Origin of the sequence: Robertkochia marina (assembly GCF_004799345.1) — a bacterium.
Lineage (GTDB): Bacteria > Bacteroidota > Bacteroidia > Flavobacteriales > Flavobacteriaceae > Robertkochia > Robertkochia marina.
The window spans coordinates 721453-735021 of the sequence record NZ_SSMC01000002.1; the positions used below are offsets into that span (position 1 = coordinate 721453).

General features: G+C 41.3%; 14 protein-coding genes. 8 read left to right on the top strand and 6 right to left on the bottom strand.

The window, feature by feature from the left end:
* Positions 1–10 precede the first annotated feature (10 nt).
* The 3 genes from E7Z59_RS09560 (at position 11) to E7Z59_RS09570 (ending at position 2918) form a co-directional block, all read left to right on the top strand.
* Entirely contained in the window at positions 11–1309 is a 1299-nt protein-coding gene (locus tag E7Z59_RS09560) for a carboxypeptidase-like regulatory domain-containing protein (RefSeq protein WP_136336091.1), read from the top strand.
* Positions 1310–1410: 101 nt separating this feature from the next.
* Positions 1411–2049 carry a hypothetical protein gene (locus E7Z59_RS09565; RefSeq protein WP_136336092.1) on the top strand — a complete coding sequence of 213 codons (639 nt, stop codon included), beginning with the start codon at positions 1411–1413 and terminating at the stop codon, positions 2047–2049.
* A gap of 170 nt (positions 2050–2219) precedes the next feature.
* Positions 2220–2918, top strand: coding sequence for a hypothetical protein (locus E7Z59_RS09570; protein WP_136336093.1), 699 nt, complete (start codon positions 2220–2222; stop codon positions 2916–2918).
* 65 nt (positions 2919–2983) lie between these two features.
* On the opposite strand, the gene E7Z59_RS09575 is transcribed toward E7Z59_RS09570, so the two are convergent.
* Positions 2984–3814 (bottom strand): OmpA/MotB family protein, encoded by an 831-nt coding sequence (locus tag E7Z59_RS09575; RefSeq protein WP_136336094.1) that lies wholly within the window; start codon positions 3812–3814, stop codon positions 2984–2986.
* Between the two features lie 361 nt (positions 3815–4175).
* On the opposite strand from E7Z59_RS09575, the gene E7Z59_RS09580 reads away from it, so the two are divergent.
* On the top strand, positions 4176–4859 hold the full coding sequence (locus tag E7Z59_RS09580) for a fibronectin type III domain-containing protein (protein ID WP_136336095.1): 684 nt from the start codon (positions 4176–4178) through the stop codon (positions 4857–4859).
* 64 nt (positions 4860–4923) lie between these two features.
* On the top strand, positions 4924–5361 hold the full coding sequence (locus E7Z59_RS09585; RefSeq protein WP_136336096.1) for a MarR family winged helix-turn-helix transcriptional regulator: 438 nt from the start codon (positions 4924–4926) through the stop codon (positions 5359–5361).
* Between the two features lie 84 nt (positions 5362–5445).
* On the opposite strand, the gene E7Z59_RS09590 is transcribed toward E7Z59_RS09585, so the two are convergent.
* Positions 5446–6168 carry a hypothetical protein gene (locus E7Z59_RS09590; protein ID WP_136336097.1) on the bottom strand — a complete coding sequence of 241 codons (723 nt, stop codon included), beginning with the start codon at positions 6166–6168 and terminating at the stop codon, positions 5446–5448.
* A 235-nt stretch (positions 6169–6403) separates the two neighbouring features.
* Between E7Z59_RS09590 and E7Z59_RS09595 the strand changes: the two genes are divergently transcribed.
* The 3 genes from E7Z59_RS09595 (at position 6404) to hpf (ending at position 9280) form a co-directional block, all read left to right on the top strand.
* The gene (locus E7Z59_RS09595) at positions 6404–6883 is read left to right on the top strand and encodes a cupin domain-containing protein (protein ID WP_136336098.1); all 480 of its coding nucleotides are present in this window, start codon (positions 6404–6406) and stop codon (positions 6881–6883) included.
* A 622-nt stretch (positions 6884–7505) separates the two neighbouring features.
* Positions 7506–8732 carry a multidrug effflux MFS transporter gene (locus E7Z59_RS09600; protein ID WP_136336099.1) on the top strand — a complete coding sequence of 409 codons (1227 nt, stop codon included), beginning with the start codon at positions 7506–7508 and terminating at the stop codon, positions 8730–8732.
* A gap of 242 nt (positions 8733–8974) precedes the next feature.
* A complete protein-coding gene (gene hpf, locus E7Z59_RS09605; RefSeq protein WP_136336100.1) occupies positions 8975–9280 on the top strand; it encodes a ribosome hibernation-promoting factor, HPF/YfiA family in 306 nt (101 codons plus the stop codon).
* A 75-nt stretch (positions 9281–9355) separates the two neighbouring features.
* On the opposite strand, the gene E7Z59_RS09610 is transcribed toward hpf, so the two are convergent.
* From E7Z59_RS09610 to E7Z59_RS09625, 4 genes are all read right to left on the bottom strand, one after another.
* Complete coding sequence (locus E7Z59_RS09610) at positions 9356–10198, bottom strand: dienelactone hydrolase family protein (protein WP_136336101.1); 843 nt, start codon at positions 10196–10198, stop codon at positions 9356–9358.
* A 75-nt stretch (positions 10199–10273) separates the two neighbouring features.
* Positions 10274–10963, bottom strand: coding sequence for an OmpA family protein (locus E7Z59_RS09615; protein WP_136336102.1), 690 nt, complete (start codon positions 10961–10963; stop codon positions 10274–10276).
* A gap of 6 nt (positions 10964–10969) precedes the next feature.
* Positions 10970–11470: a lipocalin-like domain-containing protein gene (locus E7Z59_RS09620; RefSeq protein ID WP_136336103.1), complete on the bottom strand. Its 501-nt coding sequence runs from the start codon at positions 11468–11470 to the stop codon at positions 10970–10972.
* An 81-nt stretch (positions 11471–11551) separates the two neighbouring features.
* On the bottom strand, positions 11552–13555 hold the full coding sequence (locus E7Z59_RS09625) for an alpha-ketoacid dehydrogenase subunit alpha/beta (protein WP_136336104.1): 2004 nt from the start codon (positions 13553–13555) through the stop codon (positions 11552–11554).
* Between the last annotated feature and the right edge of the window lie 14 nt (positions 13556–13569).

The window sequence follows — 13569 nt, forward strand, 5'->3', positions numbered from 1 at the left end:
TACGCTTTCCATGAGATCATATTATACACCCATCCTTACCTGCCTGCTCTTCTTTCTTCTGGCAGCTACCAAAGGGTTTGCCACCAATGCTTTTGATCATGCAGAATTTGTTCAGGATTCCGTTCAGGTAAAAGAGTTCAAAGGAACGGTGATCGCGGCCGATACCGAAAAAGAATTGGTATTTGCCACCATAGCGGTAGAGAATACCAACATAAGTACCATTACCAATGCAGAGGGTAGCTTTTCTCTTAAGGTACCCCTTGCCATGGCCGAAGGGTACGTGACCATCTCCTTTTTGGGCTACGAAACCCAGAGGATCAGCCTGAACAAATTCACAAGGAACGGAAACATCATAAGATTAACTCCGGCTGCCATTCCTTTACAAGAGGTGAGTGTAAGCAGTCCTAAAAACGCCTTGTCTCTTGTGGAAAGCATGCTTAAAAAACGAGGCGACAATTACATTGACACCCCTGTTAAAATGACCGCTTTCTACAGAGAAACTATTAAAAAAAGACGGCGGGATGCCTCCTTATCTGAAGCAGTGGTCAATATCTATAAACAACCCAACAGCAGTACCCGGGGTGATATTGTTACCTTATTCAAATCGAGAAAAAGCACCAATTATAATCGCCTTGACACCATAGCAGTAAAGTTACAAGGAGGTCCCTTTACGCCTCTCTACCTTGATATAATGAAATATCCGAGCAATATATTTACCGATTATATGATGGAGAGTTATGACTTCACCTTTGACCGACCTACCCAGGTAAACGATCGTTCTGTATATGTTGTAAACTTTAAGCAAAAACCGGAAGAGCTTGAACCCCTTTATTACGGGAAATTGTACATAGAAACAGAGACCCATGCCCTGGTTAGTGCCGTTTTTAATCTCAATGTTGAAAACCGCGAATTAGCCAGTGAACTTCTGGTTCGAAAAAAACCTGCGGGTACCAGTGTATATCCCACCGATGCAGCCTACCGTGTAGACTACCGCATTAAAGATGGCAAATGGTATTACGGCTACAGCAACGTGCAGTTGGCAGTGGTGGTGAACAAAAAAAGAAAATTATTCAATTCCAAATATTACCTGAACAGCGAAATGGCCATTACCGACTGGGAACCCTATGACAATAGTGAGCGTATTCGGTCTAAAAACCGGCTTCGTTCCAGTATTATAATTTCTGACAAGGCGTCCGGATTTTCAGATCCTGATTTTTGGGGGCCTTATAATGTTATTGAGCCTGAAAAATCCATAGAATCTGCTATTGAAAAGATCCAAAGGCAGTTGGAAAAGGAAAATGACGCCTGATAAAACGCCTGCCATAGCTTTTTAAAGTAATTATGATGTAATCCGCTTTTTTGGCATTATTTTAGCGGTATGTTGGATGATCAACCCGTGTAAAAGTTACAATGAAGAAACAGTTCTTTTATATCACCTTTTTTCTGATCTTCTTCTTAGGAGGGATTATTCAGGTATCTGCCCAGGGAGAGCTACCCAAGGAACCGATAAAAATAGAAGGTATTAACACCAAAAAGGACAACAATACAGGGTTAATGGAGTTGTTCAAACTACCCCCAAGCAATGCCAACTCTATGCCTGACCTGAACGAAAAAAGAAACTTTATGATGCGGGAGCAGTTTCTTGATCCCGGAACCCAATACAAACGCAAATCGAAGAAACCGGATGCAGAGAATACCCAGGCAGGTGCCACCACGAATCAATTTCTTGGCGATTTTCGCAGTAATGGGAAGTTCGTTAAGATCGTGTGCCGGGATCACCAGTATGTAGACGGTGATCGTGTGCGAATCTTCATGAATGATAAGGTGGTACAACCCAATGTATTACTTGATGCATCCTACAGGGGCATCTATGTAGATCTCGTTCCCGGTTTTAATAAAATTGACTTCCAGGCCCTGAATCAGGGGAGTTCCGGCCCGAACACTGCTGCTTTAGCCGTTTTTGATGATCAGGGCAATGTGATCTCGGTTAAAGAATGGAATCTGGCAACCGGGGTTAAGGCTACCATGATCATTGTAAAAGAAGATTAATTTCTTCTGTTTTCATTCCTTGTTTTTTAAAAGTGCTTCTTTAGTTTTATCAGACAGAATTCTTCTCAAAAAACATCTACTCTTTTTTGATAAATCACCCCTAATTCACTGTAAATGTGTAACTTGCAATAGCCGTCTTATTGGCTTAGAGCCTTTAAAACCAAGTGCATATGACAACCAACACCAACAATTCAACCGCCAGGAATCCGGAAGATTTTGGTAAAAGAATCCTAGCCGCCGTTCCTCATATTTACCCCTATTTAAAGCACCGATTATACATTGCAGAAGCCTCCGGGCTCATTCCACGCAATATGTATAAATCGCAGGGATTACTCGATGATGCCATCGTAAATCTCTATGATTCAGAGCAAGACCTGAATGATGATCTTAAGCTCAAACTAAAACTGTTCTCCCTTGTAGATCAACGGCTTGATGAGCTCTATAAAACAGAATCCTTTCACCGGAATACCATGAGTACCAGCGATATTCTGAAAAAGGAATTAAATAGCCTCGAAGAGAAATTTTTCATGGATGCCGATGAAGATACCCTGATGAGTGATGAGCTGGATGATATTTCCTATCATCAGCAGGATCAGCAGAAAGATGTTTTCCTTTATGATGATGCAGAAAAGAATATTATCAGAACCCTTGAATTGAGCAATAGTGAAAGGGATCTCGATAAAAGCGAACGATTATTGCTCAATAAGATATATACCTGGTTACCCAGAAAAACCTCCAATGTTCTCGATCTCTACGTGTTTGGTAAAATGTCAGTAGATGAGATCGCAGAAATAAAAGAAGTAGACCCTGAAGAGATTCATCAGCTTATGCGAGCAGTACGCAAAAGTTTCAGAAAAAACCTGGGATAAAAAAAGGGAGCATTAATGCTCCCTTTTTTCTGTGTTAACAATTAATTTATCCGGGGGATAAAGATTTATTCTGCTGCCATCAGGGCAAAGAATTTATCGATGTTTGGAAGAATTACAATTCTTGTTCTTCTGTTTTGTGCCTGCCCTTCTTTTGTCTCGTTATCGGCAATAGGGTGGAAGCTTGCTCTTCCCGCAGCGATAAGTTTTTCAGGAGCCACACCAAAATCATTTTGAAGTTTTTGAACTACAGATGAAGCTCTTAAAACACTCAGATCCCAGTTGTTTCTTAACTGCTCGGTTCTTACCGAACGGTCATCCGTATGACCTTCAACCATTACTTCAAGACTTTCTTCAGAATTGATAACATCTGCCAGTCTTTTTAGAATATCATCAGCTTTATTGCTTACTCTGTAACTTGCGGTGTTAAAAAGCAACTCATCAGCAATAGAGATCATAACTACAGTTTCGTCGATATTAACAGCGATATCCTGATCTTCATTGATCTCACTGGATTCCATGTGTTGCTTCAGGTTATAAGCAATGGCAACATTCATAGAATCTTTAAGTGTTTTAGCATTGGCCAGTTCAGCGGGATCAACCTTTTCTAAGGTTGCCATCATTGCCGCTTTTGCGTCATTCGAAATTACTGCAACATCATTTACGTTAACCAATCTTGCATTGTTCTCTTCAGTCAGCGAATTGATCTTGTTATTGTAGTCTTCAACACGAGCCTCGATCTCAGCAAATTTAGCTTCCAACTCCTCCTTTTCAACAGTGGTCTTGGTAAGCTCACTTGTAATTTGTCCATTCTCTTCCTGAAGTGCTACATATTTCTTTTTAGAAACGCACGAAGTCATCAGCGCTATGGCCAGAACTGTAATCGAAATTTTCTTCATAATGTTATTTTGAATTTGTTATATCTACGTCTGATCTTTCCAAATAGATTTTTTGTCTCTCATTGAAGTAGGTGGTTTCTTATGTAAAACGGGGGTTGTAAGACAAATTAAATACTGAATATCAAGAGGGTAGAAGCTTAAAAAAATAATGAAAAAATTTTAAAAAAACTTAGTGTTCTACAGCTATAAACCATACCCAAGTCTTAAAATCTCCAATTCAATTGGACGTTTAAAGCAAAGAGATGACAGAAGTAAAGTGTTTCTTTGGCGGAAAACCCTGCCGTTCAAAGGGGGAGGACAACAGAAAATAAATATTTACGTAATTTACTGTTGAGTAGATAGTTACACCTTAAAACAGTTGATGAAAGCGTTTCGAGTTATTATCCTTTTTTTATGCCTGGGCCAAGTGGCCTGTGATAATGACGGAGCAGAGAACATGAATGAAGGGCCGTTGACCCCTGAATTGGTTGCTCCCGAAGACAATGTGTTGTTGCAGTCTACATTGGTAACTTTTCAATGGAATTCAGTGACAGACCCGGAAGGGGAGGCCATTACCTATAACCTTCAGGTCTCTACAAAACCCGACTTTACCAATATCATTTTTTCTAATACCCTTACCGAACCCAGGTATGAAACAACCCTGGAGATTGGTAAATATTACTATTGGCGAGTAAGAGCAAAAGATGCCTCCAACAACACCAGTGAATTTAGCAGAAGACAAAATTTGATCGTCGCAGATCCTGCCATACTTAATTACCCGCCTTTTCCGCCTGACTTACGATTTCCTGAACTGGATGAAGAGATCGATATTAACCAGGCCAGACTTGGATGGACAGGATTCGATATTGATGATACAGATCTGGTTTATGATGTTTATCTCGGTACAGAGTTTGGTAATTTAACGCTGGGAGCAGAAAATATTGAAACTACAGAAGTTACCCTGAACCTTGACCCTGAACCTTTTTATTACTGGAGGGTAGAGGCTAAAGACCCATCAGGGCAGATAACAAGCAGTCCTATATGGTGGTTTAAATCGGCTGAATAAATCCTTACCTGCTGTATTTATTATGATATATCAATTATATTTACCGTATTAAACTACTGCAAAGATGACAATGCCCCTTAAAACGGTCTTTTATACCATAGAAAAAACTATCAAAGAGTACCGGAAGTTTTCTCAAAGAAATTTGATCAAAATCGAAAAACATATTACTGTTGATCAGGCCCTTGTGCTTAATATATTGAAAGAACAACCCGGGTTGAGTCAAAAGGAAATCGCGGGTTTATTGTATAAGGACGTAGCCGCCATGACAAGAATGATAGAAGGTATGGTAAAGAAAGGAATGCTTAAGAAGTTACCTTACCCTGAAGACAAGAGGCGTTCATTAATACAACCAACAGATAAAGGTGAGGCTATTTTAGAAAAGATCATTCCGGTGGTGCTGAAAAACAGGAAGCTGGCTTTAGAAGGCTTGACAGAGGAGGAGGTTCATACCTTGAACGCACTCCTGAATAAAATATTGACTAATTTAAACCGAAATAGCTGAAGCATTGACGCCAACCAATCGGTTTCCCCCATCCCAAAGATCCCTTTCAATCATGAAGGGGATCATTTTTTTAAAAGCTCTCGTTTAATTTTCAAGGCAATGTGCAGAGATCAGGATCTCATTTACATATCCCGACCGTATCACCGTATTTATGCATTGTCCCGTAGTATTGTTAAACCAGGTACGGTAGGAGTTTCCTCCAAGCTGGTGACTTAGCACTTCCTGAAAACCATCGTTCTGAAGCACTGCATAGGCCTGTCTAACTGACACTCCCTCAAGCTTCCGATAGTTTGCAATGGCAGATAAGGAATTCTGCTCACCTTGTTCCCTTAATTTAACACCCTTGCTATAGCCGTTGGTGTAGGCACTTTTCTGTAGTTTAGCAGAGAAGTAGTTGTTTTCAAAGCTGCGGTTTCTAAGCCCGTCCGTATAACCCCGATCATAAGCAACACTCATGGCGTCAAAGTTTCCGGGACCTGGAATATAGTTACTTTGGTATGAATCAGAGGTATCATCTGTTTGATAGCATTCACCTTCAGAAACGTTTAGCACAGCTATTACCCGACTATTATCGACCTCTATGCTAACGCATTGATTTTCGTCTGCGTTCCACCAATACTGTATTGAATTTCCATGTTCTCTGTCGGTCCTTACAAACCGGTACCCTGAATCTTTCATGGCGTTGTCTATGGTACCCGGATGACTGTCTATAAGATACTCAAATTCGCCGGCGTGGTCCTGGCCCTTTATATAGTTAAAGGGTAGAAGCAAAATAATAAGGAATACAAATATCCGGGAATTGATCATGACAAGTATATATCACTGAATAACAGTCATTTATAAAGTTATTTAATACTGTAAGAACTAATATACATCTCGGATGATCCTTATATTATTTCTGTTGTCAGGCATTAAGGAAAGATAATTACTACAATTTTTCTACTTTTTTAGTTTGCATAAAGCCTTCAAATAGCTGAAAATGAAATGTTTAGTATCTTTAAGAGAATAAATTCAATAATAAAACAACCTAATCACGATCATTATGTATTTTTTTAATCAATTAAAACCAATTTTGTCCCTGGTCGCTATTTTTATTTTTTGCTGCGGTGGTTTATATGCCCAGGAAGAAAGTGGCATGAGTTCTGAAGGCAATTCCCTGGCAATTAACACGGCTGAGGCCACTGAAAATTTGGATGTACTGGCTTGCCCGGAATGGATGGGAGAAGGCTGTAACTGGACCTTATTACAGGGCGATCCTGAAAAGGGAAATTTTGATATTCTCTACAGAATACCGGCAAACCACACGGTACCCAATCACTGGCATACCTCACCGGAAAGAATTATTGTTCTGGAAGGTACCCTTGAAGTAACATATGAAGGCGAAGAAACACAGGTATTGAACAAAGGAGATTACGCCTACGGTCCGGCCAAAAAGCCACATGTAGCCAGATCGGTTGATGGACCATGTACACTGTTTATTGCTTTTGTAGATCCGTTCGATGCCGTACCTGTTGAAGAATAGATTCAGCGTACAGCATTCTTCAAGAGAGAAAATAAGAACCGGTACTAAAATGTTACCGGTTTTTTTATGCGTGGCATTATTATTCTTATGATAGCATGAGCTCTCATAAATCCCTTTTACATAATACCTGCCGAAAACCTTTCCATGTAATTCATATAAACGATGAGGGGTCCCATAAATCCCTTTTACATAATACCTCCCGATATAGCCACGAATAGGGCTATATCTGGTATTATGGTAAAATAGCGAGCTATACGGGATTTATTATAGTTGCACTATAAACCTTTCCAGGTACTTCATATAAACGATGAGGGGTCCATAAATCCCTTTTACATAATACCTGCCGATATAGCCACGAATAGGGCTATATCTGGTATTATGGTAAAATAGCGAGCTATACGTGATTTATTATAGTTGCACTATAATTTATATTATGTAAAATAGGAGTAATGAGTATTGAGATCAATAAACAAACCTTACCCCTCTAAGGAATATCTCTTTCGTTGAATAATCTTTTTCATTGATCATAATATCCTTACCAAATACCGGCCTACTCTAATTCGATCCAAAACGAATTTTAAAGATGCCCTTTTAAGCTGCCTTATTTATGTAAATTTGCCCAATGATCAAAAAACGGCCATCTTCCCAACTGGAATTTATTGCTCTAATGGCTTCCCTGATGTCTATTGTAGCCCTGGCTATAGACGCCTTGTTACCTGCCTTAGACCTGATCGGATTTGATATTGGTATTACCGAAACTGCCAATAATCAATTGTTGATCACCATGATATTCCTTGGCCTGGGTATTGGTCCTCTGTTATTTGGACCTGTTTCCGACAGTCTCGGGCGTAAACCCATCGTTTTTATTGGCTTTGTTGTTTTTCTGATGGGAAGCATTGTCTGTGTGAATGCTTCCTCATTATCTGTCATGATCGCCGGTCGTATTTTACAGGGAATTGGTCTTTCAGCACCACGAACAATCAGTATTGCTATGGTTCGTGATCTCTATCGCGGCGATTATATGGCTCGTATCATGAGTTTTATTACCGTGGTTTTTCTTCTGGTACCTATTGTAGCTCCGGCTTTCGGAAAATTTATTCTTGATATCTATAACTGGCAGGCTATTTTCTACGCACAGTTGATATTCAGTGTACTGGTTTGTCTCTGGTTTTGGAAAAGACAGCCGGAAACTCTGTCAATTCAAAACAGAACCCCTCTCTCCTATACGCTGTTTACACGTGGTACCCGAGAATTATTTAAGTACCCGAGAACACTGGGATTCACCATGATATCGGGGTTTATCACCGGATCTTTCCTGGTTTACCTGAGTGCCTCCCAACATATTTTTCAGGAACAATACGGCCTAAAAGAGGAGTTTCCATATATATTTGCAGGACTTGCAATTTCTGTTGGGCTGGCTACTTTTCTAAATGGAAAGTTCGTTGTGAAGCTTGGAATGGAACGATTGGTAACCTTTGCTCTCTTGGGCTATTTTATATTTTCGGCCACCTACCTTATTTTGTTTTTCAATGCTGAAAATCCCCCGGTAGCAGTTTTACTAACCTTCTTTGCCTTGCAATTTTTTGCTGTAGGATTCTTATTTGGTAACCTCAGGGCCCTGGCCATGGAACCTGTAGGCCATATAGCCGGAATAGCTGCGGCCATCACGGGGTTAATTTCCACGCTAATGGCAGTGCCCATAAGTACCTTTATCGGCAGATTTGTTTCCGGAAACCGGGTATATCCACTATTTATTGGTTTTACAACCTGCGCATTCCTCTCGATCATCATTTTAGGGTATTTAAAAACTTACGGATTTCGCTTTTTACAAAGCCGTATGCGCAGGTAATCTCATGATCTTCATTACCATTTTCAGGTTTAAAATTCTGATCAGGAAACGCATATAATCCCCCTTTATATATTCATTATAACTATTTGCAGTTCAACACGTTAAAAGTCTTTGCGACTGCACATAAAATCTTTATCTTTCTAAACATGATTTAAGTCATATTTGTCTTGCTTTACCCTGCGTATCTTAGAATTGTAAGAAAAGCTTTAAAGCAAATTGTTTAACCTAAAAAAGTATACATTATGCAAATTAATTTCGAGTATGATGCCGTAAGTGCAAGCCCCAGATTAGAAGAAATGGTAAGTAATAAGATCAATAAGCTCGTTGATAAATATGATTTTATTGTCCGTGCTGATGTATTCTTTAAAACAGAGAACACTTCCACTCCTGATTCTGGTAAAATTTGTAATATTCAATTAAGTGCTCCGGGTCCGAGGTTATTTGCTCAGGCGAATACAAAAAGTTATGAAATGTCAATCGCAGAAGCCACGGAGGATTTATCCATTCAACTGCGTAAACGCAAGGAAAAAATGAAGGCACACCATTAATTAGAATGCCTGGATAACATATAAAAGGGGCCCTCAAGGCCCCTTTATTTATGATATACCGGTAATTAAACCCTTTCAGAATACTTCTTTAAGCAAAGCCTGTAACTCTTGCCATGATTTTTCAGCGGCTTCTGCATCATATGCCATGGGCATCTGAAATTTTTGCCCTAAAGAATCTGCTGCCTTAGAGGTAAATGAATGCATCGCATTTTCATAAGACACGTATTTATAATCGGCGCCCACACTATCCATCGCCCCGGTAAAGGCCGCCACATCTTCGGCAGCGATCATGGGGTCTTTAGCTCCATTGCAAACCAAAACCTTCGCCTTAAGATCGGCCGACGGTCCTACAGGTAAATTTATCCCGCTATGAAATGCGGCTACTGCATCCAGGTCGGCCCCGGTATTAGCCATGGTTAAGGCTACAGAACCACCAAAGCAATAGCCTATTGCTGCGATCTTTTCAGGATCTACATTTTCATTGTTTTTAAGCACTTCCAAGGCTGCATTGAACCTGGCTCGTGCCTCGTCCATGTTTTGCATGACCATTCCGGCAAACTTCCCGGCTTCATCCGGATGCTCAGCCTGCTGCCCGTCTCCATACATGTCTACCGCAAAAGCAACATAACCGAGCTCGGCAAGCATATCAGCTCGTTGTCTTGTGTAATCATTATGCCCCCACCATTCGTGTATTACCAGGATACCGGGACGCTTTTCCCCCGCATTCGCATTCCAGGCTATATAGCCCCTCATGGTTGTTGAATCGGTTTGGTAGGCAACTTCCTTTCCCATTACCTCTACTTCTTCTGTGATGACTTCTTCAGAAGGGGTCTCGGTTTTTTCCCCTTGCTCCTGCTTACACCCTACAAGTATTGTCAATGCTAATAACAGGAAGGATCCAAGTTTATTGATCTTCATGATTTTTTGTTTTACGATTAATAAAAAAAGGTCCGTTTTAAAACGGACCCTGAAGTTACAAAATATAATTTCTGTTTAATTTCCTTGCTTCGCCTCTTCGATCATTTCCTCAGAAGCAACAATACCCAATTCTACTCTTCGATTCTTAACCCTTCCTTCCTCGGTGTTGTTATCGTACTTAGGCTGGGTTTCTCCATACCACTTAGTGGTAAGTCTTTCTTTGGCAACTCCTTTAGAGACCAGGTATTGGGTAACCGATTCTGCCCTTCTCTTAGACAATGCCATATTGTAATCCTCCTTACCGGAACTATCGGTATGCCCTTCAACCAGAATGTTAGTATCATCATATTCAACGAATACTTCTGCCATCTTATCAAGGGTAGACTGTCCCTGAGGAGTAAGTTCAGCCTTATTCAATTCAAATTGAACCCCGCTGTTCTCATCAAAGGTCACATTGATACCCTCTCCTATACGGGTCACTTCGGCCCCTGGTACTGCTTCAGAGATAGCTTCAGCCTGCCGGTCCATATTGTTTCCTATCCGGTTTCCGACTGCTCCCCCAACAGCAGCCCCGATAATGGCTCCTACCACCGAGTTGTTCCCATCGCCTACATTATTTCCTATGATTCCTCCTATAACAGCTCCTGACGAAGCTCCAACAGCAGTTCCCCGCTGTGTATTATTTGAATTCTTTATAGCTTCACACCCTGTTCCCAATAGCAGGATAAGGCTGAATGCAAAAACTGTAACAACAGATGTTTTCATGGTTTTCTATAGTTGAATTTTATTAAATTGATAGATCAGTTCAACAGGATCTCCTCCCGCACTCTCAGTACCGGAAAGAACCATAGTGTTTTCGGTAATGCTTTGGATATTGAACACATAACCTGCCCCTCCGTACAGATCCTTCTTCTGTTCATCGGTGAATTTAAAGGTGAAGGCAACAGGATTTCCTTCGGCATCGTTTTGTATTGACCAGCGAATATAGCGTACACCCGGATTGCATTGGTCTCCTGATAATTCATAGGTGCCGGTGCTGTTATTGGACCGGAAGAACCATTGACTGCCTTCATAGCATTTGGCATTAGCGTCATTAAACAGGGTTGACTTATAGTAGCCTTCACCATTATAGGTTACCTCGGCCAATTGCCATGTACCGTCCAGGGTACTTCTCATACTTCGGTTTTCTTTTCCAAGGCTGGAACTACCCCCGCAGGAGGTAAAAAGAATAACACCAAGCAACAGGAAGAAGTGATTTAATTTTCTTTTCATAACTAATTGATTTTCAATATTGTAAAAATATAACTTACAGTCCTCTCTACCAAAAATTCAAACCTGAAAACCATTCAAAGATCAATAGGACAATAATGCATCGAGCACCGACTTTAATCGTTCGTTGGGTAGAAATTCATTTTCCAGGTTTCTGGCAAAAGGCACGGGTGTATCCAGACTGCCTATTCTTTTTACAGGTGCATCCAGATATTCAAAACAATGATCTTGGATAGTAGCGGCCAATTCGGCTCCAAAGCCCATGAAAGCAGTGTCTTCCTGTAATATTAAAACCTTTCCGGTATGTTTTACCCATGTCATTATAGTATCCAGGTCAACGGGCTGTAATGTTCTGAGATCAATAAGGGCAACCTCATTATACTGCTCATCGTTCAAAAGATCTAAAGCCCAGTGCACCCCTGCCCCATAGGTAATAATCACCGCCTGGCGGCCTTCTTTTAACACACTGGCTTTTCCGAGTGGGATCGTGTAATAACCTGCAGGCACTTCACCCTTGATGGTTCTATATAATGCTTTGTGCTCAAAGAACAGCACCGGGTTCGGGTCTTCAACAGCTGTGGCCAACAAACCTTTGGCATCATATGGAAAGGCCGGGTAAACCACTTTTAAGCCCGGGGTTTTCAAAAACCATGCTTCATTGGTTTGAGAGTGAAACGGTCCTGCCCCTACTCCGGCTCCACAAGGCATTCGCAAAACCACATCTGCCGGTTGCCCCCAACGGTAATGTACCTTAGCAAGATAATTTACAATGGGATTAAAGCCGGTAGAGACAAAGTCTGCGAACTGCATCTCCACCACAGATTTGATCTTTTTAATTGATAATCCCATGGCTGCAGAAACCACTACCGACTCGCAGATCGGGGTGTTTCTTACCCTGTCTCTTCCGAATTTTTCCAGGAATCCCTGGGTGATCTTAAAAACCCCACCGTATTCGGCTATATCCTGCCCCATAATAACCATATCCGGATGTTCTTCCATGGCCTGTTCCAGTCCTTGTGAAATAGCGTCTACCATACGTAATTCCTCCATAGGCCCTTTGGGCTCCTTTTCCTTATAATCGAAAGGAGCGTAAACATCTGCAAGTTCAGAATCCGGGTTCGCCTGCACCTGCTCTTCAGCAAAAGCCCTGGACAATCCTTCGTCGATCTCTTTTTTTAAATCTGAAGTTAATTGTTCAACATGTTCCGGTTTCAAAACCCCCTCTTCGATCAAAAACTTTTCATAATTGGCTATGGGGTCTTTTTCTTCCCATTCTTTAATAAGTTCCTTGGGTACATAGGCCACCCCGCTGGCTTCTTCGTGCCCTCTTCTTCTAAAGGTTTTAAACTCCAGTAAGACCGGCCGGGGGTTTTTCCTGAGATCTTCTGCGAGAGATTTTACGGTCGTATATACTTCCAATATATTATTACCGTCTACGATCCTCGATTCCATACCATACCCCACCCCCCTGTCGGCAAGATCTTTACAGTTGTATTGTTCGTTGGTTGGCGTAGACAATCCATACCCGTTATTTTCAATACAGAACAGCACGGGCAGGTTCCAAACCGATGCAAGATTCAGGGCTTCGTGAAAATCGCCTTCACTGGTACCCCCCTCCCCGGTAAAAACAGCTACCACCTCTTCCGATCCTTTCAGAAGCGACCCCAGCGCTAATCCACTGGCTACCCCCAGTTGAGGGCCCAGATGGGAGATCATGCCTACCAGGTGATGGTCATTACTGCCAAAATGAAAACTTCGGTCTCTGCCTTTGGTAAATCCTGATAATTTACCCTGCCATTGGGCAAACAATCGGTACAGCGGAATGTTACGGGAAGTAAATACGCCGAGGTTACGATGCATTGGCAAAATGTATTCCTGCTCCTCAAGAGCCAGGGTTATCCCAACGGAAATAGCTTCCTGTCCGATACCACTGAACCATTTAGAGATCTTGCCTTGTCGAAGCAGGATAAGCATTTTTTCTTCGATCAACCTTGATCTGAGCATATTACCATAAAGGTCGCGCTGTACAGTTTCAGATACTTGTCTGTTATCGTAATCGATATTCATAATTTTTGGCAGTTCATTCATCCGTGTAAGGGGTT

Excerpts from the sequence above, each read along its gene's own strand:
- E7Z59_RS09615 (WP_136336102.1), bottom strand. The coding sequence starts at position 10,963 with ATGAAAACATCTGTTGTTACAGTTTTTGCATTCAGCCTTATCCTGCTA.
- hpf (WP_136336100.1), top strand. The coding sequence starts at position 8,975 with ATGCAAATTAATTTCGAGTATGATGCCGTAAGTGCAAGCCCCAGATTA.
- E7Z59_RS09575 (WP_136336094.1), bottom strand. The coding sequence starts at position 3,814 with ATGAAGAAAATTTCGATTACAGTTCTGGCCATAGCGCTGATGACTTCG.
- E7Z59_RS09620 (WP_136336103.1), bottom strand. The coding sequence starts at position 11,470 with ATGAAAAGAAAATTAAATCACTTCTTCCTGTTGCTTGGTGTTATTCTT.
- E7Z59_RS09625 (WP_136336104.1), bottom strand. The coding sequence starts at position 13,555 with ATGAATGAACTGCCAAAAATTATGAATATCGATTACGATAACAGACAA.
- E7Z59_RS09565 (WP_136336092.1), top strand. The coding sequence starts at position 1,411 with ATGAAGAAACAGTTCTTTTATATCACCTTTTTTCTGATCTTCTTCTTA.
- E7Z59_RS09600 (WP_136336099.1), top strand. The coding sequence starts at position 7,506 with ATGATCAAAAAACGGCCATCTTCCCAACTGGAATTTATTGCTCTAATG.
- E7Z59_RS09580 (WP_136336095.1), top strand. The coding sequence starts at position 4,176 with ATGAAAGCGTTTCGAGTTATTATCCTTTTTTTATGCCTGGGCCAAGTG.
- E7Z59_RS09560 (WP_136336091.1), top strand. The coding sequence starts at position 11 with ATGAGATCATATTATACACCCATCCTTACCTGCCTGCTCTTCTTTCTT.
- E7Z59_RS09595 (WP_136336098.1), top strand. The coding sequence starts at position 6,404 with ATGTATTTTTTTAATCAATTAAAACCAATTTTGTCCCTGGTCGCTATT.
- E7Z59_RS09610 (WP_136336101.1), bottom strand. The coding sequence starts at position 10,198 with ATGAAGATCAATAAACTTGGATCCTTCCTGTTATTAGCATTGACAATA.
- E7Z59_RS09590 (WP_136336097.1), bottom strand. The coding sequence starts at position 6,168 with ATGATCAATTCCCGGATATTTGTATTCCTTATTATTTTGCTTCTACCC.
- E7Z59_RS09570 (WP_136336093.1), top strand. The coding sequence starts at position 2,220 with ATGACAACCAACACCAACAATTCAACCGCCAGGAATCCGGAAGATTTT.
- E7Z59_RS09585 (WP_136336096.1), top strand. The coding sequence starts at position 4,924 with ATGACAATGCCCCTTAAAACGGTCTTTTATACCATAGAAAAAACTATC.